The organism is Stenotrophomonas mexicanensis, assembly GCF_032911605.1.
GTDB classification, from domain to species: Bacteria; Pseudomonadota; Gammaproteobacteria; order Xanthomonadales; family Xanthomonadaceae; genus Stenotrophomonas; species Stenotrophomonas maltophilia_A.
In genome coordinates, this window is sequence record NZ_JAWJTG010000023.1 from 1 (window position 1) to 23,112 (window position 23,112).

Genomic DNA, 23,112 nt, shown 5'->3' on the forward strand with positions numbered 1-23,112 from the left:
CGCATCCATGCGGCTCACGCCCCCGCAACCGGACCCACCCCGCCTTCGACAGATTCTCGCAATCTGTTCGCTCTTCTGTAGAGCCGAGCCATGCTCGGCTCAAATCGTTCCGATATCGAAATATTCGATTCCGATGGAGATTCATCCACGCATGCGTGGATCTACCGTGTCGACCAAGGTCGACAACTACCAACAGCCACCGGAATCTGTCAGAGGTGGGGCGGTGTGGTTGTGCAGGACCGTTGGCGCCATGGATGGCGCCATCGAGCCCCCATGGATGGGTTTACGGCATGTCCTGCCAACCCACATGGCCCCGCCCAACCAGCAGAAAGCCAGCTCCGGCTTTTGACGTTGCCGTTGCCGTTGCATTGAGCAGGTGCAGGGCTGCAAGCCCTGCACACAAAAAACCCCGCTTGCGCGGGGTTCTCTGTGTGTTGCGTGCAGCGGGTGCTTACGGGCGACGGGCCAGGGCCTCGATGTCCTTCGCCTTCGGCAGCAGGTCCTGCTTGCTGACGCGCAGGAAACCGATCGTCAGCATCGGCACCGCCACCAGGATCGAGGACAGCACCACGATCACCGCACCGATCATGTGCGTCTCGGCCAGGCCTTCCATCGAGCTGCCGCCGTACATGTACAGGGCAAGCGCCGACAGGAAGAACATCACCGCGGTGATCACCGTACGCGACAGCGTCTGGTTGATCGAACGGTTCAGCACTTCCATCGAGTCCACGCGCAGGCTGCGGAAGTTCTCACGGACGCGGTCGAAGACCACGATCAGATCGTTGATCGCAAAGCCCATCACCGACAGCAGGCCGGCCAGCACGGTCAGGTCGAACTCACGGCCCAGCAGGGACACGTAAGCGACCGTCACGATCAGATCGAACATCGCCACGATGCTGGCGGTGACCGCGAACTTCCATTCGAAGCGCACCGCGATGTAGATCAGGAAGCCGGCCAGCATGAAGATGGTGGCATACAGGCCGTTCATCGCCAGGTCCTTGCCGATCTGCGGGCCCACGAACTCGTTGCGGAGCACGGTGGCCTGGTTGTCGGCGGTGGACAGTGCCTTCACCACGGCGGCGGCGGTGGCCTTGTCCTCGTGCGCGGCGTCGCCGGTACCGGCAGCGTGCTCACCGTGCGGGGCCAGGCGGATCAGCAGATCGGTGTTGCCACCGACGCTCTGCACCTGGGCACCGTCGAAGCCACTTTCCTCGAGCTTGGTACGGACCTGCTCGACGTCCACGGCCTTGTCGAAGCGGGCTTCGATCAGGGTGCCGCCGGTGAAGTCCAGAGCGTAGTTGAAGCCCTTGAAGCCGATGATGGCAACCGAGGCCAGGAACACGATGACCGTGACGACCATCGCGACATGGCGCCAGCGCATGAAGTCGATCTTGGTGTCGTTCGGGAGGATGTGCAGCGGAAACAGTTTCATGTGCGTGTCGTCCCGTCAGATGGCCACGTTCTGGAGCTTCTTGCGGCGGCCGTAGATCAGCGTCGCCAGCGCACGCGACACGGTGATCGCGGTGAACATGGAGGCGAAAATACCGATGATCATGGTCAGCGCGAAGCCCTTCAGCGGACCGGTACCGAATGCGAACAGCGCCACACCGACGATCAGGCCGGTCAGGTTGGCGTCGAGGATGGTGCCGGAAGCACGCTCGTAACCGGTCACGATCGCGGTCTTGCCCGGCACGCCGGCACGCAGCTCTTCACGGATACGCTCGTTGATCAGCACGTTGGCGTCCACCGACAGGCCGACCGACAACGCCAGGCCGGCGAAGCCCGGCAGGGTCATGGTCGCGCCGAACAGCGACATCACCGCCACCACGATCAGCAGGTTGAACAGCATCGCGATCGAGGTGATCACGCCGAACATGCGGTAGTAGACGCTGAAGAACACCAGGGTGAACAGGAATGCGAACACCACCGCGCGCATACCGTTCTTGACGTTCTCGGCACCCAGGCTCGGGCCCACCACGCGCTCTTCGACGAAGTCCATCGGCGCGGCCAGCGAGCCGGACTTCAGCAGCTTGGCCAGGTCCTCGGCTTCCTTCTTCTGCAGGCCGGTGGTCTGGAAGTTCTTGCCGAACACGCCGTTGATGTTGGCCACCGAGATCACTTCCTCGTTGACCTTGAAGCCACGCACTTCCTGGCCGTCGACGACGGTCACGGTCGGCACGCGCTCGGTATAGACCACCGCCATCGGCTTGTTCACGTTGGCGCTGGTGAAGTCGAACATGCGCTGGCCGCCGACATTGTTCAGCGTCACGCTGACCGCCGGAGAGCCGCTGTTCGAATCGGTCACCGCCTGCGCGCCGACCATCTGGTCACCGGTGACGATCACGCGCTTGTTCAGCAGGACCGGACCACCGCCATCACGACGCTGATAGATCTTCGCCTCCGGCGGAATACGGCCACTCGCAATTTTGTCAGCGACACTTGTCGGATTACCGTCCACCACGGCCCGGTATTCCAGGGTAGCGGTGGCGCCGATCATGCGCTTGGCTTCGGCGGTGTCCTGCACGCCCGGCAGCTGCACCACCACGCGGTCGGCACCCTGGCGCTGGATGATCGGCTCGGCCACGCCGAGCTGGTTCACGCGGTTGCGCAGGGTGTTGATGTTCTGCTCGATGGCGCCGTTGGCGATCTGGGTGATCTCGGTTTCCGGCACGGTCACCGTGATGCGATTGCCACTGACGTCGTAGCCGAGGGTCGGCTGCGCCTTCACCAGGGCAGTGCGGGCACGCTGCGCGGCGTCGTCACCGGCGGACGGGCTCAGGTTCGCCACGATGCTGTTGTCAGCGCGGCGTTCCACCGACTGGTACGGGATGCGGGCGTCACGCAGCGTGCTGCGCACGTCTTCTGTGTAGGCGTCCAGGCGCTTGTCCAGGGCGGCCTTCTGGTCGACCTGCAGCACGAAGTGCACGCCACCCTGAAGGTCCAGGCCCAGCACCATCGGGCGACCGCCGAGGTTGGCCAGCCAGTCCGGCACGGTCGAGGCCAGGTTCAGGGCCACGGTGTACTTTTCACCGACCGTGTCACGCAGGGCGTCGCTGGCAGCGGACTGCGCCTTCAGGTCCGGCAGGCGGACAATCAGGCTTTCCCCTTCCTTCTCGACACCGATGGTGGTGACACCGGCCGTCTTCAGGTCGGCCAGCACACGGTCACGCAGCGCATCGTCGATCTGGCCGCCACGGTTGGCGGTGATCTGGAGGGCCGGGTCCTTCTGGTAGATGTTGGGCAGCGCGTACAGCGCGCTGAGCGCCAGTACGATCAGGATGACGACGTACTTCCAGCGTGGAAATTCGAGCATTGCTTGGGTCCCGCGCGGCGCCATCCCCGGCGCCGCGGTTGTGCATCGGAAAGGGAGTGGCTTACTTGGCCGAATCCAGGGTGCCGGTCGGCAGCACGCTGCCAACAGCGCCCTTCTGCACGCGGATGCGCACGTTCTCGGCCACTTCGATGGTGATGAAGTTGTCGCCGATGTCGGTGACCTTGCCGGCGATGCCGCCATTGGTCAGCACTTCGTCACCACGCTTGATCTTCTCCAGCATGGACTTGTGTTCCTTCTGCCGCTTCATCTGCGGGCGGATCATCAGGAAGTACATGATGGCGATCAGGATGACCGGGAACAGCAGCGTGGTCAGGCCCATGCCCTGCGGTTGGCCGCCGGCGGCCTGGGCGTGGGCGGCGGGAATCAGGAAGGCAAGCAGGTTCATCGTTGGTCCTTTGGTTGGGCGGCGCTCCGGCCCTTTCACGGGCACGGGGTGTCGACCGCGGATCTGGGTCAGCCTTGAAGTATGCCACGGCCCCGGGCGTTCGTCCTTGGGCCGTTTGGCAGGGGGTGTTCGGGTTACAGGGGCGGCGCGACCGCCCCGCGTGCCGCGTAGAAAGACTCACGGAAGGCCAGGAAGGTTCCCGCCTCGATGGCCGCACGGATGTCGGCCATGAGCTTTTCGTAATAGAACAGGTTGTGCAGGGTGCCCAGCATCGGCGCCAGCATCTCGTTGCAGCGGTCCAGGTGGCGCAGGTACGAACGCGTGTAACCGCCGGTGCAGGCCACGCAGCCGCAGCCGGGCTCGATCGGATCCATGTCCCGTGCGTACTGGGAATTGCGGATGCGGACGGTGCCGAACGAGGTGAAATAGTGACCGTTGCGCGCGTTGCGGGTCGGCATCACGCAGTCGAACATGTCCACGCCACGTGCGACACCCTCGACCAGGTCCTCCGGCCGGCCCACACCCATCAGGTAGCGCGGACGGTCGCCCGGCAGTTCCGGGTCCAGGTGGTCGAGCATGGCGTTGCGCTCGTGCTCCGGCTCGCCCACGGCCAGGCCACCGATGGCGTAACCGTCGAAGCCGATCGCCTGCAGGGCCTCGGCCGAGCGGCTGCGCAGGTCGGTGTGCACGCCGCCCTGGACGATGCCGAACAGGGCCGCGTCGTTGCCGAGCTCGTCATGCGCGTTGCGGCTGCGCTGGGCCCAGCGCAGGCTCAGCTCCATCGAGCGGCGCGCCACATCCTCGGTAGCCGGGTACGGGGTGCACTCGTCGAAGATCATCACCACGTCCGAATCGAGCACCTTCTGGATCTTCATGCTCTCTTCCGGGCCCAGGAACACGCGGGCACCGTCGGTGGGCGAGGCGAAGGTCACGCCCTGCTCGGTGATCTTGCGGCGGTGGGCCAGCGAGAACACCTGGAAGCCGCCGGAGTCGGTCAGGATCGGGCCATCCCAGCGGCAGAAGCCGTGCAGGCCGCCGTGGTCGGCGATGATGTCCAGGCCCGGGCGCAGGTACAGGTGGAACGTGTTGCCGAGGATGATCTCGGCGCCCAGCGCACGCACCTGGTCCGGCAGGATGCCCTTGACCGAGCCATAGGTCCCCACCGGCATGAAGGCCGGCGTTTCCACCGTGCCACGCGGGAAGGTCAGGCGGCCACGGCGGGCACGGCCGTCGCGGGTCTTGAGCTGGAACTGCAGTCGGGACATGGAGCGGTCGTTCAGGCAAATAGTCGCCCATTGTCTCCCAAAACCGGGGCGACCGCCCATTCAGGCCTGAACGGAACCAATGACCTGAGCGACGCGGCTGCTGGACTGTCGCATCTGGCCTTGGCCCTGACTGGTCGCCCCTCCAAGATGGGCGGACTACGTACTTCGCCAGGAAATCAGGCCCAAGATGAATAGAAGTGACCGCGAGGTACTAGAAGCAATTCTTGGGGGAAAAATCGAGCAACGAGCCGATCGAATCGCCCCGGGTATAAATCCTGTGGCCGGAGTGGAGTTCATCTATTACGAGGATTTCCATACCAGCAGCGCTTCAAGTCAGTTCCGCAAATTGCTGGCCTCTGCTGGCGAGTTCACCGCGAGCAGCGGTGGCATCGTATCGGACAGCTGCCGGATAACCCTACCCAACGGCCAGCGCTTCCTCGCCCTTTCCTTCCACGGCGATCTGGATGGATGGCGGAAGGCTGTGGAAGCCGGGGCACGCAACCTCGGCCTTAGCCTGGCCCGCATTGAAGATGACCACCTGATCATCTCCGACGGCCAGTCCGTTCCGCTCAGCGAATGCAAGGTGGATGTGGGCTGAGCAGCCCGGCGGAACCCACTTGCGGAAGGAATGATCCACGCATGGCGTGGATTTACTACAGCGCCGAAGACAGTAGAGCCACGCCATGTGTGGCTTCCCTGGCCTTCAGTCATCTGCAAGTGCGCACCAACGGTGCGCACCCACCACAAGCAGGCAGAGGTCAGCGCCCTACCCCGCCTGCGGGAACAGCAGCATCGCGTCGCCGTAGCTGAAGAACCGGTAGCGCTGTTCGATCGCGTGCTGGTAAGCCTCGAACACGCGCTCCTTGCCGGCAAACGCGGAAATCATCATCAGCAGCGTGCTTTCCGGCAGGTGGAAGTTGGTCACCATCGCGTCCACGCTGCGGATGCGGTAGCCCGGGGTGATGAAGATCTGCGTTTCACCCGCGAACGGCAGCAGCTCACCATTGCGCATCGCGCTTTCCAGCGCGCGCACCACAGTGGTGCCGACGCCGATCACCCGGCCGCCGGCGGCGCGCGTGCGCCGCACCTGCTGCACCAGTTCGGCACCGACGTTCAGCCACTCGCGGTGCATCACGTGGTCCTTCAGGTCATCGGCACGCACCGGCTGGAAGGTGCCCGCACCCACGTGCAGGGTGACGTGGCCGAAGTCCACGCCCTTGTCCTTCAATGCGGCCAGCAGCGGTTCGTCGAAATGCAGGCCGGCGGTCGGCGCGGCCACCGCGCCCACTTCGCGCGCGAACACGGTCTGGTAGCGCTCACGGTCGTCCAGGCCCGGCTCACGCTGGATATAGGGCGGCAGCGGCAGGCGGCCGGCATGCAGCAGCCACTGTTCCAGCGATTCCGGCACATGGAACTGCAGCACGTAGAACTCGCCATCGCGGCCCAGCACCTCGGCTTCGCCACCGGCATCCAGCGCGATGCGGCTGCCGGCCTTGGGCGACTTGCTGGCGCCCACCTGCGCGCGGGCCTGCTGGCCACCCAGCAGGCGCTCGATCAGAATCTCCACGCGGCCGCCACTGGCCTTCTGCCCGAACAGGCGCGCCGGGATCACCCGGGTGTCGTTGAACACCAGCAGGTCGCCGGGCTGCAGCAGCGACGGCAGGTCGCGCACCTGCAGGTCGGTGAAGGCATCGGGCGCCGGAGGCACCAGCAGCAGGCGGCTTGCGGAACGTTCGGCCAGGGGCGCCTGCGCGATCAGTTCAGCCGGCAGGTCGTAGTTGAAATCGGACTTCTTCAAGGCAGTAGGCGGCAACAGGTCGACAATGGCGCGCATTGTACGTCCAGCGTCTGCGAGCCGGCGTGCTTCGCGGCGAACGTCGCGCAAAATGCTGCTATGCAGCAGGTTTCTGCGGGGTTATCGCGCAAAAAAACAAGTGCTAGCATCGACTCGGAAGTCCGCTGCACGAGCCTGCCCCAAGCGCGCGTGATGACGCGCGTTTTGCTTTTGAAGACCCGTGCGACCCATTGTTTCAGGAGATCTGCAATGAGCTTCATCGAACGCCTCGCCCCCCTGCGCAACCAGCCCGGCACCCGCCTCACCTCCGGCCTGGACGACGCCACCCTGACCGCCCTGTCCGCCAACCACCCGCAGCTGATCGCCGCGGTGGACGCCGCCGCCGAGGAATTCGCGCGCGTGCAGGCCGACCTGGGGCCGCTGCTGGCGCAGGACGAACAGGCGCAGATCGACGCGATGCAGGACGGTTTCGTCAATTTCTATGCCGATGACGCGGTGACCCCGTATGTGGCCCTGGCTGCGCGCGGCCCGTGGGTGGTCACCCTGAAAGGCGCCGTGCTGTACGACGCCGGCGGCTACGGCATGCTCGGCTTCGGGCACACCCCGGAAGCCGTGCTGGAGGCGATGGCCCGCCCGCAGGTGATGGCCAACATCATGACCCCCAGCCTGTCGCAGCAGCGCTTCATCACCGCCCTGCGCGCCGAGATCGGCCACCGCCGTGGCGGCTGCCCGTTCGCCCGTTTCATGTGCCTGAATTCCGGTTCCGAGGCGGTCGGCCTGGCCGCGCGCATCGCCGACGTCAACGCCAAGCTGCAGACCGACCCGGGCGCACGCCACGCCGGTGCTGCGATCAAGCGCGTGGTGGTCAAGGGCAGCTTCCATGGCCGCACCGACCGCCCTGCCCTCTATTCGGATTCAAGCCGCAAGAGCTACATGCAGCACCTGGCCAGCTACCGTGGCGAGGATTCGGTGATCACCGTGGCGCCGTACGACGAAGCCGGCCTGCGCAAGGTGTTCGAGGATGCCGCGCGCAACCAGTGGTTCATCGAGGCAGTGTTCCTGGAACCGGTGATGGGCGAAGGCGACCCGGGCCGCTCGGTGCCGCCGTCGTTCTATGCCGTTGCCCGCGAACTGACCCGTGCCCATGGCAGCCTGCTGCTGCTCGACTCAATCCAGGCCGGCCTGCGTGCGCATGGCGTGCTCTCGGTGGTCGATTACCCGGGCTTCGAAGGCCTGGACCCGCCGGACATGGAGACCTACTCCAAGGCACTCAACGCCGCGCAGTACCCGCTGTCGGTGCTGGCGGTGACCGAGCATGCCGCGCAGCTGTACCGCAAGGGCATCTATGGCAACACGATGACCAGCAACCCGCGTGCGCTGGACGTGGCCTGCGCCACCCTGGCCCAGCTGACCCCGCAGGTGCGCGCCAACATCGCCGAGCGTGGTGCCGAGGCCGTGCGCAAGCTTGAACAGCTGAAGAACGAGCTGGGCGGACTGATCACCAAGGTGCAGGGCACCGGCCTGCTGTTCTCCTGCGAACTGGCGCCGCAGTTCAAGTGCTACGGCGCCAACTCCACCGAGGAATGGCTGCGCCAGCACGGCATCAACGTGATCCACGGTGGCGAGAACTCGCTGCGTTTCACTCCGCACTTCGGCATGGACAGCGAAGAGCTGGACCTGCTGGTGGGGATGGTCGGCCGCGCGCTGCGTGAAGGCCCGCGCCGCGAGCAGGCAGCGGCGGCGTAAGTCTCGTTCTTTGTAGAGTCGAGCTTGCTCGACTCAGCCGTAGCCGCGATCTGAACGAAGAGCAGCCGAGCATGGCTCGGCTCTACAGGGGCCCACCGCGGTCTGAACGAAGAGCAGCCGAGCGCGGCGCGGCTCTACAGAAGGCCCCTGAAGGCCTCATAATCCTTGGGCACCCCGTCCCTGACCGCCCTGCGGTCGGCGACGGGGCGTTTTCGTTTCCGGCCAAGAGACAGGAAGATCCATGAAATCGATCTGTGTGTACTGTGGTTCCAACGCTGGCAGCAAGCCGGCCTATACCGAGCGCGCCATTGCACTGGGCGACCGCATCGCCCGTGACGGTCTGCGCCTGGTGTACGGCGGCGGCAACGTCGGCCTGATGGGAACCGTGGCCAATGCCGTGCTCGCCGCCGGCGGTGAGGTGACCGGCGTGATCCCGCGCCAGCTGGCCGACTGGGAAGTGGCCCACCGCGGCCTGACCGAGCTGGAGATCGTCGGTTCGATGCATGAGCGCAAGTCGCGCATGTTCGACCTCGCCGATGGCTTCGTCACGCTGCCCGGCGGCTTCGGCACCATGGAAGAGATCTTCGAGATGCTGACCTGGCGCCAGCTTGGCATCGGCAACAAGCCGTGCGCCTTCCTCGACGTGGAAGGTTTCTACGCCCCGCTGATCGGCATGATCGACCGCATGGTGGAAGAGCGCTTCCTGCACCCGGACCAGCGCCAGGACCTGTGGTACGGCTCGGATATCGAAGAGATGCTGGAGTGGATGAAGAACTACAAGCCAGCGCAGGCCTCGAAGTGGATCGACGAAAAGCGTCGCGCCGCCCTGCGCTGATGCTTTCCTGCGCGGCGGCTCAGACCGCCGCGCAGCTCCACGGTGCGGGCCGCCCCAGCAGATAGCCCTGGCCGTAGTCGCAACCCAGTTCGCGCAGGGTCTGCCGCTGCGCCTCGGTTTCGATGCCCTCACCGATGGTCTCGATGCCCAGCGTACGCGCCAACGACAGCACGCCCTCGACCAGCGCCCGCGTGCTCTGCACTTCCGGCCCATGCAGGCCGGCGATGAAGCTCTGGTCGATCTTCAGCGTACTGATCGGGAAACGGTGCAGGTAGGACAGCGCCGAGAAGCCGGTACCGAAATCGTCCAGCTGCACCTGGATGCCGCGCTCGCGCAGGCCCTGCAGGATGCGCAGCGTGTGCGGGCCATCGTCCAGCAGCGCCACCTCGGTGATCTCCAGGCGCAGCCGACGCGGATCGGCACCACATGCATCCAGCAGGCCGAACAGGCGGCCGCTGAACCCGGCGGAGCGGAAATGGCGCGGTGATACGTTCACCGAGACGTAGCTCTGCCCGCCCTCGGCCAGGCCGGCAATCACCTGTTCGTAGATCAGCCAGTCGACCTGCTCGATCAGGCCGCTTTCCTCGCCCAGCTCCAGGAACGCCCCCGGCAGCAGCAGGCCGCGGCGCTCATGCTGCCAGCGCAGCAGCGCTTCGTGGCCCACCACCTCGCCATCGGACAGGCGCACGATCGGCTGGTAGAACGGGACGAAATCGCGGTTGTTGATCGCACGACGCAGGTCGGCTTCCAGATCGAGGCTGCGCATGGCCTGCTCGCGCATGTCTTCGTCGAAGATCGCACAGCGGTCATGGCCCTGCGCCTTGGCCCGGTACATTGCCGCGTCGGCATCACGCAGCAGCTCTTCGCCGGTGCGGTAGCGGGGGTTCCACAGCGCGATGCCCAGGCTGCCGGACGGAAACAGCTCGCGCCCGGCGATCCACATCGACTCCTGCAGCGCCAGCAGCAGGCGCTGGCCAAAGTCCAAGGCCTGGGCCAGGCCCTGCGGGCATTGCAGCAGCACCGCGAATTCGTCACCGCCCAGCCGGGCCACCACGTCCTCGGCGCCAGCCATCGATACGATGCGCTTGGCCACTTCCACCAGCATGCGGTCACCGGCAGCGTGGCCGATACTGTCGTTGACCAGCTTGAAGCGGTCCAGGTCGAGGAACAGCACGGCGAACACCGGGCCGCCCTCTCGCTTGGCCAGCGCCAGCGCATCCTGCAGGCGGTCCAGCAGGTGCAGGCGGTTGGGCAGGCCGGTCAGCGCATCGTGCATGGCCTGGTGGGTCAGGCGTTGCTCGGCCCGCAGGCGTTCACCAATCTGCCCGAGCAACTTCTCGTTGACCTCGGCCAGCTCGCGGGTACGTTCTTCCACGCGCTTTTCCAGCTCGGCATGCGCCGAGCGCAGCCGTTGCTGGTCGCGCTGACGGGCCAGGCCGGTACCGATGTTCTGCGCGACGAAGGTCAGCAGGCGCTGGTCATGCACGCTGAAAATGCTGTTCTCGCTGTAGCTCTGCACCACGATCGCGCCGACCACTTCGTCGTCGCGCAGCAGCGGTACGCCCAGCCAGCAGTGCGAGCGCGCACCGGATTCACGCACTTCGCCACTGGCCAACAGCGCATCGATCTGCGCGCGTGATGCCAACAGTGGCCGCCGGTTGCGCACGACGTACTCGGTCAGGCCCCGGCTGAACGGTCGCGGCGCGCGGCTGGCATTGTGCTCGTCCACCGAATAGACGAAGTCCAGGCCGTTGCCGGCCGGGTTGACCAAAGCGATGTAGAAATTGCGTGCGTCGAGCAGGCGCCCGACCACCCCATGCACCTGTCCGTAGAACTGCGCCAGGCTGTCGGCCGACATCGCCATCTCGGCGATGTTGTACAGGGCGGTCTGCAGCTGTTCGGCGCGTCGACGCTCGGCAACCTCGTCCTGCAGGCTGTGATTGGCGCGCTGCAGTTCCTGGGTGCGCCGCGCCACCTGCTGCTCCAGCCGCACCTGCGCCTGGCGCCGGTCCATCGCGGTCTGCACGTGCTGCGCAACGAAGCCCAGCAATGCGCGCTCGGCCTCGCCATAGCGGGCCGCCTGCTCATAGCTCTGGACCACGATGGCACCGCATACGCGGCCATCGCGCAGCATCGGCACCCCCAGCCAATCCAGGCTTTCGGGCCCGCGTTGCGGGTCGTGCTCCTGCTCCATCACCTGCGCCAGCAGTTCGCGCGAGGGACCACTGAGCGGCTTGCCATGACGCAGCAACGCCACGGTCAGGCTGCGCGGCATCTCGCTGGCGTCATGGCTCTGCGTGGGATCGGCAACGAAATCATCGACCTGATCGGCGAAGTACAGGAAACGGATCTGGTCGCGCACGTCGTCGTACTCCACGATGTAGCAGTTTTCCGCATACATCAGTGTGCCCAGCACGCCATGCACGTGGCGCAGCATCTCGCCCATCTCCAGGTCGGCACCGGCCAGGTCTGCGATCTGGAACAGCGCCTGCTGCAGCCGCTCGGCCTCTTCCAATGCCTTGATCTGCCCAGCCTGGCGGCCACGCTGCAGGGCCAGCTCCATCGCCTGCCGGGCCAGCCCCCACCAGGCCGACGAAGGCGCCGCCCCGGCTACCGACAACAGCAACCGCGCTCCGTCGTATTCCCAGCCATGCTGACCCTCGCCGATTCCCGGCTCCACGGCCACCTGGCCGGCACCCACTGGCGGCGGCCAGCCACCCTGGCCATGGCCCAGCTGCGGATCGTCCCAGCCAACGCGGACCACGGCCGACTCCGGCAACAGCGCATGCAACGCGCGCACCAGCGCCGTGCTCAGCACGGCCTCGTGTGGTGGCTCTTCCGCCGGTTCAGCATGCGTGGACAAATGACAATCTCTTGGCGCCGTCAGTGCGTCGCCTCCCCTGAGCCGCCGAGCATAGCGCGCCACCCGGGGGGCAATGGAAGCCCGTAAACCCCGAATCGTGCGCCCGTACGTTTTTCCTGCTGACCGTAGCCCCTTCCGAGTCATGACCCTCGCCCTGCCCGCCCTCGCCACCGGCTATGCGCCATCGCCTGCAGGCCTTACCCTGTACGCCGTGGAAGCCAGCGCACTGCCAACCGATGAAGCCTTGATGCTGGCCTGGGCCGGTGGCGACCTGCGCGCGTTTGAAAGCCTGTATGCGCGCCATCGCAAGCGCCTGTTCGGCTTCCTGCTGCGGCAACTGCGCGACAACGCGCTGGCCGAGGAGATCTTCCAGGACGTCTGGCAGCGGGTGATCAGCGCCCGTGCGGGGTGGCAACCGGACGCGGCGTTCAGCACCTGGCTGTTCCGCATCGCCCACAACCGCCTGAACGACCATTGGCGCGCCGCCCGCCACCGGCCGGCTGCCCCGGCCGATGCCGATCTGCGCCTGGCCGCGATCGAGGATGGACAGACCCCGGAAGGCGAGCTTTCCGAATTCGAACAACGTCGCCGCATCCAGCTGGCGATGGAACAACTGCCGCCCGAGCAGCGCGAAGTGCTGCAACTGCGGCTGGATCAGGAACTGAGCCTGGAGGAGATCGGCCAGATCACCGGCGTAGGCCGGGAAACCGTGAAATCGCGGCTGCGCTATGCGATGGACAAGCTGCGTGCGGGATTGAACGCATGAACCGAGACGAACCGCTGACGCCGGAAGAACGCGAGCTGGCCCGGCTGCTCGGCCGTCGCGCCGAACAGGCACCGCCCGCCGCACTGGACGCCGCCATCCTGGCCGCGGCCCGCGCTGCCGTGGACGCTCCGGCTGCCGATGCGGTCGCCTCTCCCGAAGCACCACGTACGCAGCGCACACGCCCGCGTTGGCCGGCGGTGTTCGGCATCGCCGCCTCGATGGTGTTCGCCATCGGCATCGCCTGGCAGCTGCGTCCGGAACCGCCACCGATTCCGGCGGGTGAGGCCGCTGTTGCGGCGGCACCGGCTGCGGCAGAAGACGTCGCGGCTGCCGATCAGGCCGCTGAGCGCAGTGCAGCCGACAGCGCGGTGGCGACTGCGGAACCGGCCGCTGCGCCCGCAGCACCCGAGGCAGCCCCGGTTGCCGCTGCCCCGGCACCGGCCATCGCGCGCGCAAGCAAGCCTGCGCCGGCCGGGACCGCTGAAGCGCCGGCCCAGGCTGCACGATCGATGGCTGCGGATGCGGCCGCCGATACCTCCTTTGCGGCCCTGCCGCCCGCTCCGGCCGCAGCGCCGGCAGCAGCCCCCCTTGCGCCTCCGGCTCCCACCGCCTACTCGGCACCCGCGCCGCTGATGGCGCCGGTTGTCGCCAGTGGTTCGCTGAAGGCGCGCTCGGCAGGCACGCCAGAGTCCAACAGCGTGCAGGCCGAACAGGCCCCGGCATTGGACCGGGTAGAAATCACCTCGATGAAGCGCGAGGCTCCCAGCCGTTCCGCACCTGGCATCATGCGCCGCGGCAGCGATGCGGGCCTGAGCGCGGATGCCGTGCAGGCCGAGGTGGACGCTGACGCACGACTGCCGCGCCGGCAGTGGCTGCAGAAGATCCGTACACGACGCGACGAGGGCCAGCGCGATCTGGCCCGTGCCAGCCTGGAGCGCTACATGCAGCAGTACCCGGAAGCACGCCTGCCGCGCGACCTGCGCCCGCTGCTGGACGACTGAAGCGGACGGGAATACCCGGCAACCCCGTAGAATGACGGGAATGCTCGATACTCTCGCCCAGCCGGTCAGCCACACGCTGGAAGTCAAACACAGCCGTTTCATCGCCCATGCCGCGCCGATCGATGGCGCCGCAGCGGCCATGGCGTTCCTGCAGCAGGTTGCGGTGGCCGATGCCACCCACAACTGCTGGGCCTACCGGCATGGGCAGGACTATCGCTCCAGCGACGATGGCGAGCCGGCCGGCACGGCTGGACGTCCGATCCTGGCGGCGATCGACGGCCAGGGTTTCGACCGGGTGATGGTGGTAGTGACGCGCTGGTTCGGCGGTATCAAGCTCGGTGCCGGTGGCCTTGTGCGCGCCTACGGCGGCGCCGCCGCCGAGTGCCTGCGCACCGCCCCGCGCCTGCCGCTGGTGGCGATGGCCCGGCTGCAGCTGCTGGCCGGCTTCGAGGACCTGGGTACCCTGCATGCCACCCTGCCCGCCTTCGGTGCCGAAAAGCGCGATGAACAGTTCGATGCCAATGGCGTGTGCCTGCGGATCGAATTGCCTGCCGATCAGGTCGACGCATTGAAAATCCGCCTGCGCGACGCCACCCGTGACCGTATCCGCATAGAAGACGACGACCAGGATGACTGACAAGGACGACGCCCCCGCTTCGACCCCGCCGCTGCGGCGCCTCGGCAGCCTGCGCACGCTGTGGCCGTTCGTGCGCCGCCACAGCGGCCTGTTCACCGCCTGGCTGCTGGCCCTGGCGGTGTCTTCTGCAGCCACGCTGAGCCTGCCTCCGGCGGTGAAGCAGATGATCGATCACGGTTTCAGCAGCGGCGGCCAGATCAACCGTGCCTTCGCCCTGCTGATGCTGGTGGCGGTCGTCATGGCGTTGGGCACGGCAGCGCGCTTCTACTTCGTATCGTTGCTGGGTGAAAAGGTCGTGGCCGACCTGCGCAGCCAGCTGTATGCCCACCTGATCCAGCTGGGTGCCGGCTTCCACGACCGCAGCCGCAGCGGAGAGCTGGTCTCGCGCCTGACCGCGGACACCGAACTGCTGCGCAGCGTGGTCGGCTCGACCATGTCCGTGGCGCTGCGCAGCACGGTCACCGTCATCGGCAGCCTGGCGATGCTGTTCGTCACCAGCCCACGGCTGGCCGCATGGTCGCTGCTCGGCATTCCGCTGGCGGTGCTGCCGATCATCATCGGCGCGCGCAAGCTGCGCACGGTCGCACGCAACAGCCAGGACCGCATCGCCGATGCCAACAGCCTGGCCAGTGAAACCCTGGGTGCGGTACGCACGGTGCAGGCACATGCACGCGAGCCGTACGAGCGCGGGCGCTTCGACAAGGCACTCGGTGATGCCATCGGCGCCGCCCGTCGCCGCATCGGCGCACAGTCGCTGGTCACCGCCAGCGCCATCCTGCTGGTGTTCGGCGCCATCGTCGGTGTGTTGTGGCTGGGCGCGCACGACGTCATCGACGGCCGCCTCAGCGCCGGTACGCTGGGCCAGTTCGTGCTGTATGCATTGATCGGTGGCGGCTCGGTGGGCGCACTGGCCGAAGTATGGAACGAGCTGCAGCGCGCGGCCGGCGGCATGGGCCGTATCGGCGAACTGCTGCAGGAAGACATCGAGATCCGCGCGCCGGCACAGCCGCACGCGCTGCCGCAGCCGCTGCGTGGCGAGATCCGGTTCGACGACGTGGTGTTCCACTACCCGCAGCGACCGGACCAGGCCGCACTGGACCACTTCAACCTGCACGTGCACCCCGGCGAGACCGTGGCGCTGGTGGGTCCGTCGGGGGCGGGCAAGAGCACGGTGCTTTCGATGCTGCTGCGCTTCCATGATCCAGCCAGCGGCCGCATCGACGTGGACGGCATCGACGTGCGCCAGGCCGACCCGGCCGAGCTGCGTGCGCAGCTGGCGCTGGTGCCGCAGCAGCCGACGCTGTTCGCTGCCAGTGCGCGCGACAACATCCGCTATGGCCGCCTGCAGGCCAGCGACGCCGAAGTCGAGGCTGCCGCCCGTGCCGCCGAGGCCGATGGCTTCCTGCGCGCGTTGCCGCAGGGCTATGACAGTGAGCTGGGCGAGCGCGGTGCCCGCCTGTCCGGTGGCCAGCAGCAGCGTGTGGCGATTGCCCGTGCGCTGCTGAAGGATGCGCCGATCCTGCTGCTGGACGAAGCGACCAGCGCGCTGGACGCGCAGAGCGAGCACAGCGTGCAGCAAGCGCTGGAGCGGCTGATGGCGGGCCGCACCACACTGGTCATTGCCCACCGCCTGGCCACCGTGCTCAAGGCCGACCGCATCGTGGTGATGGACCAGGGCCGCATCGTCGCCGAGGGCACGCACGCACAGCTGCTGGCCGAAGGTGGACTGTACGCTGAACTTGCGCGCCTGCAGTTCATCGATTGATGACGTCCGGCTAACATCGGCGCGGCCAAGCTGGCCGCGCAACAGCCCCATCCGCTGAAGGAGGTGCACGATGTCGTTCCGTCAGTTTCCCGCCGTCGACAGCAACGGCGAAAGCCACATCATCATCGAGTTCAAGCCCGAGGCGAATGGCAGCGGGCATCACTCTGAAGCCACGGCACGCTACGAACTGGATGACGGGCGGCCGCTGGTGCGCGATGGCCGCGAGTTCACCACCAGTGGCGGCGAGCTGCGACTGACGATCTGAGGTTCGCCGGACATGGCCCCGGCGCTACCGGATTTCGTATCGCCCCGCTCTGGCGGATGTCGACCTTGATCGACCCGCTTTCTTGCCTGTGGTAGGTGTCGACCTTGGTCGACACGCCTTTTGCCCAAGGCGGTCGAGCATGGCTCGACTCTACAAAAGGCGTGATCATTTTTTGGCCAGGTATCTTGACAGCCTTTGCTGCCAAGGCCTGAGCGAGGTTATCCACATCTTTGCTCAGAAACCATCCACACCGCCTGTGGATGAATTCAGCCTAGCACCCGCCCGATCCCACTGGCGTCCACGTCGGCTGCTGCCCGGGTGATCGCCGCAGCATCGCTGCCGGCCACGAACCCGATGCGGAAATGCACTTCGCCACCAGGCGTGCGCGAGGAATGGATTGAAGCCAGGCTGATGCGATGCTGCTCGAACACGTTCAGCAGCTCACGCAGCGAGCCGGGCCGGTCCTCCGGCAGGTGCACCGACAACGCATTACGCTCGGTCAGGTCAGCCAGCAGATAACCCACGCGTTCAAAGGTGTAGTTGCCGTCCGCCAGCGCCTGCTCGCCGAAGGCACTGCGGTTGGCCGAAAGCAGCTGCTCGCGGAATTCACCACGCGCACGGTCGTCGCCCTGCCCGACCTGCGCCTGCAGGGCCTGCAGCTGGCCGACCAGCCGTTCCAGCATCGGCGCCACGTACGGGTTACCGAACTGGATGTCTTCGTAGATCGCCGGGTTGAGCGACAGGATGCGCGAGATGATCGCGGTATCCAGCTCGAACGACGCCGAGCGGTACGGCATCATCGCGGCCAGATCACCCAGCTGCGGCTGGTACTGGCGCAGCACGCCGGCCTGGGCCAGGTGGGTGGCATGCACCATCGCCTGTACCAGCGCCATCATCTGGTCGTGATGCTGCGGCGTGGCCCGCACGCACTCGGCCTGCAGCGCCGTGCACAGCGTATCGACCCATGGCTGCCAGTGCTGCAGCCGCGCTTCGCAGACCACCATCACCCGGCCCTTCAGGGTCGGCGCCTTGGGTGGCGCGGTCATCGGGTGCAGGCCGACCACTTCGGCTTGAGAGGCCAGCATCGCCTGCACCGGCGCTTCCTTCACCGAGGTCACGTCCAGCCACAACCGGTCCTGCTCGCGGCCGGCCGACTGCTGGACGTACTGTGCGATCAACGCCGGCGTGTGCCGGATCGGTGCCGAGAACACCAGCACATCGGCCTGCGCCAGCAGCTGTTCCGGCGTGTGCGAGTCCGGATCAGCCGGATCGTGGCCGATCACCTGCAGCTGCATGTGCTGCTGGAAGAAGCGGCTCAGCCAGCGCCCATAGGCGCCGGCACTGCCGACGATGCCGACCGTGCGCGGCGTGCGTTCGAGCAAGCTGCTCATGCCACGCGTTCGGCGCGGAAGCGCGTGCCTTCGGCCAGTGCGGCAGGCGCCGCCGCGATCACGTCGAACTCTTCGAAGCCATTGTCCAGAGTCGCCTCCAGCGCCGCATGGGTACCGGCAATCGCACGCGAAATCGCCTGCTGCATCGATTCACCTCGCAACAGGAACGACACCACCAGCGACATCAGCACGTCACCGGTGCCGGCCACGTCCACCGGCAGCAGCGGCGAAGTCCAGCGCCAGGTTTCCTCACGACCGACCGCCAGGGTCACCAGCTCACCCGGGTTACCGCCCACGCTGTGCGCGATCACCCAGTGCGGGCCGCGATCCAGCAGCGTGCGCGCGGCAGCGATGGCATCAGCCTCGGCCAGTGCCGGCATGCCGGTCAGACGATTCAGTTCGAAGGCGTTCGGGGTCACCAACCAGGCATGCGGCAGCAATCGCTCGGCGAAGATCGCCTCCAGGCCCGGTTCCACGTAGGGGCCGGTGTGGGTGTCACCAATCACCGGATCCAGGCAGTAACGCAGCTGCGGACAGACCGGCAGGATGTTGTCCAGCCAGTCGGCGAAGGCGGCACCGTTGGCGGTGCTGCCGAAGTAGCCGGAAACCAGCATTTTCGCCCGCTGCGGCAGGCCGCGCTCGTGGGTGCCCAGCAGCAGGTCGGCGAACCAGTCGGCGGGCAGCACCCGACCGCGCGTGGTGTCGTAGAACGGCGCATTGCTCAGCAACACGGTCGGAATTTCCGCGACGCGCACACCGAGCGCACGCATCGGCGGTACGGCGGCGCTGTTGCCGGCGTGGCCGTAGACAAGTTGCGACTGGACCGAGATGACATCGATCGGCGACGGACCATCCGGCCGCTGGCGGCGGCCGTGGACCAGGTGGTTATCAAGGGATTCGCTCATGCCCGCATTCTACGCCCAAGGGAGTTTTCGGCAGGGCTTGCAGCCCTGCACCTGCTCAATGCAACGGCAACCGCAACGGCCGAAGCCAAAGCGGCATTCCGTGGGGTGGCGGGGCGGTGTCGGAGTGCGGGGACGCCGCAAGTACGTCCTTGTAGGCTTGGCAGCGGCATCCATGCCGCTGACACCCCGCAATCCGACACCGCCCCACCTTCGACAGGTTCACGCGGCTGTTGGTAACTGCGGCTGTTGTTCCGCGCGGCTGTTGGTAGGTGTCGACCTTGGTCGACACATCTGTCAGATATCGAACGAATTCATCCGTGTCGACCAAGGTCGACACCTACCAGGGCCGGACGCTGTTCCGACAGATCGCGGCCAACTGTCGAAGGCGGGGTGGGTCCGGTTGAGGGGGCGTGAGCCGCATGGGCCCGAGGCATGCCTCGGGCGGGTTGGGCAGGACGCCCAACCCCGGTCTTGCCGTGTGCGCAGGACTGCGCACACGAGCAAGCGGCGACCGAGCTTACATGGGTGAGGGCGCTTTGCTTGCGAAGCACTACTTCGCAAGCGCCCGAACGCACAGCCGCCAGCGGCTGGGCCGGGCCCCGGAGGGGGACTTGCAGCGTCCCCCTCAACCGGACCCACCCCGCCAACCCGCAGAATGCAGGCTTTTGACGTTGACGTTGCCTCTGCAGGTGCAGGGCTGCAAGCCCTGCAAACCCTGCAAACCCAAACCCCTCAGTGAGCAGCAGGCCGCGACGGTGGCAGCCACGCCGCCACGATACCCAACAGCGGCAGGAACGCGGTCAACTGGTAGACGTACTCAATGCTGGTCTTGTCCGCCAGCAGGCCCAGCACAGCCGCCCCAAGCCCGCCCATGCCGAAGGCGAAGCCGAAGAACAGGCCGGACACCATGCCGATGCGGTGCGGCATCATCTCCTGCGCATAGACCACGATCGCCGAGAACGCCGAGGACAGCACGAAGCCGATCAGCACCGCCAGCACGGTCGTCCACAGCAGATCAGCATGCGGCAGCATCAGCGCAAACGGCGCCACGCCCAGGATCGAGGTCCAGATGATCGGCTTGCGGCCGATGCGATCACCCAGCGGGCCGCCGAGGAAGCCGCCGGCGGCGGACGCCACCAGGAACGCGAACAGGTGCAGCTGGGCCTGCGCTACCGGAATGCCGAAGTGGTGGATCAGGTAGAAGGTGAAGTAGCTGCCGATGCTGGCCATGTAGAAGTACTTGCTGAAGATCAGCACCAGCAGGATCGCCAGTACCTTGGCCACAGTGCGCGGCGGATGCCGCGGCGCCATCGTAGCCGTACTGACCGGTCGTGGCGTGCCCAGATGCAACGCGTACCAGCGGCCGACATAGGTCAGCAGAGCGATGCCGATCAGAGCGGCGCCGGCAAACCACGATGCGGCGTGCTGGCCATACGGCACGATCACTGCGGCAGCGATCAACGGGCCCAGCGCTGTTCCGAAATTGCCACCCACCTGGAACACCGACTGCGCGAAACCATGACGACCGCCCGAGGCCAGTCGCGCGATGCGCGAGGCTTCCGGATGGAAGATGGCCGAGCCAATGCCGACCATCGCCGCAGCCATCAGCACCACCGCGTAGTTCGGTGCGAAGCCGAGCAGCAGCATGCCGCACAGGGTCGAGGCCATGCCGATCGGCAGCGAGTACGGGGCTGGGCGACGGTCGGTGGCCATGCCGATCAAGGGCTGGAAGATCGAGGCGGTGAGCTGGTAGGTCAGCGTGATCAGGCCGATCTGGGTGAAGCTGAGATTGAAGCAGCCCTTGATCACCGGATAGATGGCCAGGATCAGCGACTGCATCATGTCGTTGACGACATGCGAGGTGGAAATGGCGGCCAGCACGCCGGGGGCCACCGGGCGTGAGGTCGTTGCGGGAGAAGCCAGGGTCGACATGGACACAGTCAGGTTGGGGGCGAGCCACGCATGCTACGGTGGCCTCCCCCTCCCTTCTGCCGCGTTCGGGTCATGGCATATCGCAAAAAGGACACTCCCTGCCCGGTCCGCGAGACTGCACCGTGGAACGAGGTTCCGGTACACCGCCCGGTGACCTGCCGCGCCCGCCACTACAAACCCGGCACCCACATCGCGCCCCACCGGCATCGCCGTCACCAGCTGGTGTTCGCCATGTCCGGACTGATGGTGGTGCGTGCGGACGGCGGCCGCTGGGTGGTGCCCTCGACCCGCGCGATCTGGGTGCCGGCCGGCATGGCCCATGCGGTGGACTGCATCGCTGAGGTGCATATGCGCAGCCTGTATGTGGAACCGGACTTCGCGCCGCAGCTGCCGGACGAGGCGTTCGCGGTACAGGTAGCGCCGTTGCTGCGCGAGCTGCTGCTCGCCGCCAGCCTGATCGAGACCGCGCATGTGGATGACAGCCGCGACGGCCGCGTGGTGCGCCTGCTGCTGGACGAGCTGCACCGCATGGACGTGCTGCCGCTACACCTGCCCTCGCCCTCCGACCCGCGCCTGCAGCGGATCTGCCAGCACATCCAGAAACATCCCGGCGACGACGCCACCCTGCAGGACTGGGCGCAGGCGCTGCAGGTGGACGTGAAAACCATCCAGCGTCATTTCGCCAGTGAACTGGGCATGACCTTCGGGCAGTGGCGGCAGCAGGCGCGGCTGCTGGCCGCCCTGGAGCGACTGGCGATCGGCGACAAGGTCATCGATGTCGCGCTGGCGATGGGCTACGACAGCCCGAGTGCATTCACCAGCATGTTCAAGCGCCAGCTCGGGCAGACGCCGGCGGCGTTTTTCCGGTAGCGCCGGGCCATGCCCGGCGGCGGCAGTGCGGCACCACAAACGAAAACGCCGGGCATTGCCCGGCGCTGTCGTTCAACACATGCGTCGATGGATCAGGACGTCATCCGGTCCCAGAAGCCCTTCACGCCATCCATGAAGGTGGCCGACTTCGGCGAATGCTTGCGCGCTTCCTCACCGACGAAGGTGGCTTCGAACTGCTCCAGCAGCTTGCGCTGTTCGTTGGTGAGGTTGACCGGGGTCTCCACCACCACGCGGCAGTACAGGTCGCCTTCGCTGCGGCTGCGCACCGAACGCACGCCCTTGCCGCGCAGGCGGAACAGCTTGCCGGTCTGGGTCTCGGCCGGAATGCGGATCTCCGCTTCGCCGCCCAGGGTGGCCACGCGCACGGTGTCACCCAGTGCCGCCTGCGAGATGCGGATCGGCACTTCGCAGTGCAGGTCGTCGCCATCGCGCTGGAAGATCGCATGCTCGCGCACGCGCACTTCCACGTACAGGTCGCCCGGCGGCGTACCGGCCGGGCCGGCCTCGCCCTCGCCCTGCAGGCGGATGCGGTCGCCGGTATCGACGCCCGCCGGCACCTTCACCGACAGCACCTTGTCTTCCTCGACACGGCCATTGCCGTGGCAGGTCTTGCAGGGCTTGGCGATGATCTGGCCGCGGCCGCCGCAGTTGTGGCAGGCCTGCTGCATGGCGAAGATGCCGCGCTGGATGCGCACCTGGCCGCGGCCATGACACACATTGCAGGTCTCGACCTTGCCGTCTTCGGAGCCACTGCCATCGCAGTCGCCGCACTCGGCCAGGGTCGGGATCTCGATCCGGCGCTCGACGCCGCGCACGGCCTCTTCCAGGTCCAGTTCCATCACGTAGCCGATGTCGGCGCCGCGACGGGCCTGGCGCGGACCACCGCCACCACCGCCAAAGATGTTGCCGAAGATATCGCCGAAGATATCGTTCATGTCCGGGCCGCCCGGACCGCCACCGCCCATGCCGTGCTCGAACGCGGCGTGGCCATGGCTGTCGTACATGCGGCGCTTGTTGCCGTCGGACAGCACTTCGTAGGCTTCCTTGCACTCCTTGAAGGAGGCTTCGGCCGCCGCATCACCCGGGTTGCGGTCCGGGTGGAACTTCATCGCGCAGCGACGGTAGGCCTTCTTCAGCTCTTCGTCGTTGGCGGTGCGGGCAACGCCCAGCACTTCGTAGTAATCGCGCTTGCTCATATCGTGAATCGGGTTCCGGAAAGTCGGGATTCGTCAAAGCGGAAGAGCGGAACCAGGTCCGCTCTTGCGTCGGGCGCCCCGACACGCCGGTGGGCGGTCAGGACCCTGATGCGACAACGGGACGCTGATGGCCAGCGTCC

Annotated in this window: 19 protein-coding genes; 9 read left to right on the top strand and 10 right to left on the bottom strand. The window is 66.7% G+C overall.

Annotation, left to right across the window (positions count from 1 at the left end):
• Positions 1 to 451: 451 nt before the first annotated feature.
• The 4 genes from secF to tgt all read right to left on the bottom strand — a co-directional run bounded on the left by secF (position 452) and on the right by tgt (position 4,984).
• Positions 452 to 1,432, bottom strand: coding sequence for a protein translocase subunit SecF (gene secF / locus R1L06_RS11375; protein ID WP_071228983.1), 981 nt, complete (start codon positions 1,430 to 1,432; stop codon positions 452 to 454).
• A 15-nt stretch (positions 1,433 to 1,447) separates the two neighbouring features.
• On the bottom strand, positions 1,448 to 3,313 hold the full coding sequence (gene secD, locus R1L06_RS11380; RefSeq protein WP_317217754.1) for a protein translocase subunit SecD: 1,866 nt from the start codon (positions 3,311 to 3,313) through the stop codon (positions 1,448 to 1,450).
• 61 nt (positions 3,314 to 3,374) lie between these two features.
• Complete coding sequence (gene yajC, locus R1L06_RS11385) at positions 3,375 to 3,719, bottom strand: preprotein translocase subunit YajC (RefSeq protein ID WP_046430173.1); 345 nt, start codon at positions 3,717 to 3,719, stop codon at positions 3,375 to 3,377.
• 134 nt (positions 3,720 to 3,853) lie between these two features.
• The gene (tgt, locus tag R1L06_RS11390; protein WP_006434331.1) at positions 3,854 to 4,984 is read right to left on the bottom strand and encodes a tRNA guanosine(34) transglycosylase Tgt; all 1,131 of its coding nucleotides are present in this window, start codon (positions 4,982 to 4,984) and stop codon (positions 3,854 to 3,856) included.
• Between the two features lie 187 nt (positions 4,985 to 5,171).
• Here tgt and R1L06_RS11395 point away from each other — a divergent pair, with 187 nt between their 5' ends.
• Entirely contained in the window at positions 5,172 to 5,582 is a 411-nt protein-coding gene (locus R1L06_RS11395) for a hypothetical protein (RefSeq protein WP_317217755.1), read from the top strand.
• 168 nt (positions 5,583 to 5,750) lie between these two features.
• Here R1L06_RS11395 and queA read toward each other — a convergent pair whose 3' ends face one another.
• Positions 5,751 to 6,818: a tRNA preQ1(34) S-adenosylmethionine ribosyltransferase-isomerase QueA gene (gene queA, locus R1L06_RS11400; protein ID WP_317217756.1), complete on the bottom strand. Its 1,068-nt coding sequence runs from the start codon at positions 6,816 to 6,818 to the stop codon at positions 5,751 to 5,753.
• A 210-nt stretch (positions 6,819 to 7,028) separates the two neighbouring features.
• On the opposite strand from queA, the gene R1L06_RS11405 reads away from it, so the two are divergent.
• Positions 7,029 to 8,525 (top strand): aminotransferase class III-fold pyridoxal phosphate-dependent enzyme, encoded by a 1,497-nt coding sequence (locus R1L06_RS11405; RefSeq protein WP_317217757.1) that lies wholly within the window; start codon positions 7,029 to 7,031, stop codon positions 8,523 to 8,525.
• Positions 8,526 to 8,766: 241 nt separating this feature from the next.
• Positions 8,767 to 9,360 carry an LOG family protein gene (locus R1L06_RS11410; RefSeq protein ID WP_317217758.1) on the top strand — a complete coding sequence of 198 codons (594 nt, stop codon included), beginning with the start codon at positions 8,767 to 8,769 and terminating at the stop codon, positions 9,358 to 9,360.
• Positions 9,361 to 9,379: 19 nt separating this feature from the next.
• Here R1L06_RS11410 and R1L06_RS11415 read toward each other — a convergent pair whose 3' ends face one another.
• A complete protein-coding gene (locus R1L06_RS11415; RefSeq protein ID WP_317217759.1) occupies positions 9,380 to 12,223 on the bottom strand; it encodes a bifunctional diguanylate cyclase/phosphodiesterase in 2,844 nt (947 codons plus the stop codon).
• Positions 12,224 to 12,470: 247 nt separating this feature from the next.
• Here R1L06_RS11415 and R1L06_RS11420 point away from each other — a divergent pair, with 247 nt between their 5' ends.
• The 5 genes from R1L06_RS11420 to R1L06_RS11440 all read left to right on the top strand — a co-directional run bounded on the left by R1L06_RS11420 (position 12,471) and on the right by R1L06_RS11440 (position 16,657).
• Positions 12,471 to 12,989, top strand: coding sequence for an RNA polymerase sigma factor (locus R1L06_RS11420; protein ID WP_229301232.1), 519 nt, complete (start codon positions 12,471 to 12,473; stop codon positions 12,987 to 12,989).
• Positions 12,986 to 13,990 (top strand): hypothetical protein, encoded by a 1,005-nt coding sequence (locus R1L06_RS11425; protein WP_317217760.1) that lies wholly within the window; start codon positions 12,986 to 12,988, stop codon positions 13,988 to 13,990. The genes R1L06_RS11420 and R1L06_RS11425 overlap by 4 nt, the downstream gene beginning before the upstream one ends.
• Positions 13,991 to 14,030: 40 nt before the next feature.
• Complete coding sequence (locus R1L06_RS11430; RefSeq protein ID WP_049400110.1) at positions 14,031 to 14,627, top strand: IMPACT family protein; 597 nt, start codon at positions 14,031 to 14,033, stop codon at positions 14,625 to 14,627.
• On the top strand, positions 14,620 to 16,392 hold the full coding sequence (locus R1L06_RS11435) for an ABC transporter transmembrane domain-containing protein (protein ID WP_049400111.1): 1,773 nt from the start codon (positions 14,620 to 14,622) through the stop codon (positions 16,390 to 16,392). The genes R1L06_RS11430 and R1L06_RS11435 overlap by 8 nt, the downstream gene beginning before the upstream one ends.
• Positions 16,393 to 16,462: 70 nt before the next feature.
• Positions 16,463 to 16,657, top strand: a complete 195-nt coding sequence (locus R1L06_RS11440; protein ID WP_317217761.1) for a hypothetical protein — start codon at positions 16,463 to 16,465, stop codon at positions 16,655 to 16,657.
• A 266-nt stretch (positions 16,658 to 16,923) separates the two neighbouring features.
• On the opposite strand, the gene R1L06_RS11445 is transcribed toward R1L06_RS11440, so the two are convergent.
• The 3 genes from R1L06_RS11445 to R1L06_RS11455 form a co-directional block, all read right to left on the bottom strand.
• Entirely contained in the window at positions 16,924 to 18,048 is a 1,125-nt protein-coding gene (locus tag R1L06_RS11445; protein WP_317217762.1) for a prephenate dehydrogenase, read from the bottom strand.
• On the bottom strand, positions 18,045 to 18,953 hold the full coding sequence (gene pdxY / locus R1L06_RS11450) for a pyridoxal kinase (RefSeq protein WP_032128295.1): 909 nt from the start codon (positions 18,951 to 18,953) through the stop codon (positions 18,045 to 18,047). Before pdxY ends, R1L06_RS11445 begins: the two co-directional genes overlap by 4 nt.
• 732 nt (positions 18,954 to 19,685) lie before the next feature.
• Entirely contained in the window at positions 19,686 to 20,885 is a 1,200-nt protein-coding gene (locus R1L06_RS11455) for an MFS transporter (RefSeq protein WP_317217763.1), read from the bottom strand.
• Positions 20,886 to 20,957: 72 nt separating this feature from the next.
• Between R1L06_RS11455 and R1L06_RS11460 the strand changes: the two genes are divergently transcribed.
• Complete coding sequence (locus tag R1L06_RS11460) at positions 20,958 to 21,755, top strand: AraC family transcriptional regulator (protein WP_197615260.1); 798 nt, start codon at positions 20,958 to 20,960, stop codon at positions 21,753 to 21,755.
• Positions 21,756 to 21,847: 92 nt separating this feature from the next.
• On the opposite strand, the gene dnaJ is transcribed toward R1L06_RS11460, so the two are convergent.
• Positions 21,848 to 22,972 (bottom strand): molecular chaperone DnaJ, encoded by a 1,125-nt coding sequence (gene dnaJ, locus R1L06_RS11465; RefSeq protein ID WP_032128292.1) that lies wholly within the window; start codon positions 22,970 to 22,972, stop codon positions 21,848 to 21,850.
• Positions 22,973 to 23,112: the final 140 nt, after the last annotated feature.

What these genes read in the sequence shown, in the direction of transcription:
- R1L06_RS11460 (WP_197615260.1), top strand. Translation starts at nt 20,958, where the DNA reads ATGGCATATCGCAAAAAGGACACTCCCTGCCCGGTCCGCGAGACTGCA.
- R1L06_RS11435 (WP_049400111.1), top strand. Translation starts at nt 14,620, where the DNA reads ATGACTGACAAGGACGACGCCCCCGCTTCGACCCCGCCGCTGCGGCGC.
- R1L06_RS11440 (WP_317217761.1), top strand. Translation starts at nt 16,463, where the DNA reads ATGTCGTTCCGTCAGTTTCCCGCCGTCGACAGCAACGGCGAAAGCCAC.
- R1L06_RS11455 (WP_317217763.1), bottom strand. Translation starts at nt 20,885, where the DNA reads ATGTCGACCCTGGCTTCTCCCGCAACGACCTCACGCCCGGTGGCCCCC.
- R1L06_RS11405 (WP_317217757.1), top strand. Translation starts at nt 7,029, where the DNA reads ATGAGCTTCATCGAACGCCTCGCCCCCCTGCGCAACCAGCCCGGCACC.
- R1L06_RS11395 (WP_317217755.1), top strand. Translation starts at nt 5,172, where the DNA reads ATGAATAGAAGTGACCGCGAGGTACTAGAAGCAATTCTTGGGGGAAAA.
- secD (WP_317217754.1), bottom strand. Translation starts at nt 3,313, where the DNA reads ATGCTCGAATTTCCACGCTGGAAGTACGTCGTCATCCTGATCGTACTG.
- dnaJ (WP_032128292.1), bottom strand. Translation starts at nt 22,972, where the DNA reads ATGAGCAAGCGCGATTACTACGAAGTGCTGGGCGTTGCCCGCACCGCC.
- yajC (WP_046430173.1), bottom strand. Translation starts at nt 3,719, where the DNA reads ATGAACCTGCTTGCCTTCCTGATTCCCGCCGCCCACGCCCAGGCCGCC.
- R1L06_RS11410 (WP_317217758.1), top strand. Translation starts at nt 8,767, where the DNA reads ATGAAATCGATCTGTGTGTACTGTGGTTCCAACGCTGGCAGCAAGCCG.
- pdxY (WP_032128295.1), bottom strand. Translation starts at nt 18,953, where the DNA reads ATGAGCGAATCCCTTGATAACCACCTGGTCCACGGCCGCCGCCAGCGG.
- R1L06_RS11420 (WP_229301232.1), top strand. Translation starts at nt 12,471, where the DNA reads ATGCTGGCCTGGGCCGGTGGCGACCTGCGCGCGTTTGAAAGCCTGTAT.
- queA (WP_317217756.1), bottom strand. Translation starts at nt 6,818, where the DNA reads ATGCGCGCCATTGTCGACCTGTTGCCGCCTACTGCCTTGAAGAAGTCC.
- R1L06_RS11430 (WP_049400110.1), top strand. Translation starts at nt 14,031, where the DNA reads ATGCTCGATACTCTCGCCCAGCCGGTCAGCCACACGCTGGAAGTCAAA.
- tgt (WP_006434331.1), bottom strand. Translation starts at nt 4,984, where the DNA reads ATGTCCCGACTGCAGTTCCAGCTCAAGACCCGCGACGGCCGTGCCCGC.
- R1L06_RS11445 (WP_317217762.1), bottom strand. Translation starts at nt 18,048, where the DNA reads ATGAGCAGCTTGCTCGAACGCACGCCGCGCACGGTCGGCATCGTCGGC.
- secF (WP_071228983.1), bottom strand. Translation starts at nt 1,432, where the DNA reads ATGAAACTGTTTCCGCTGCACATCCTCCCGAACGACACCAAGATCGAC.
- R1L06_RS11425 (WP_317217760.1), top strand. Translation starts at nt 12,986, where the DNA reads ATGAACCGAGACGAACCGCTGACGCCGGAAGAACGCGAGCTGGCCCGG.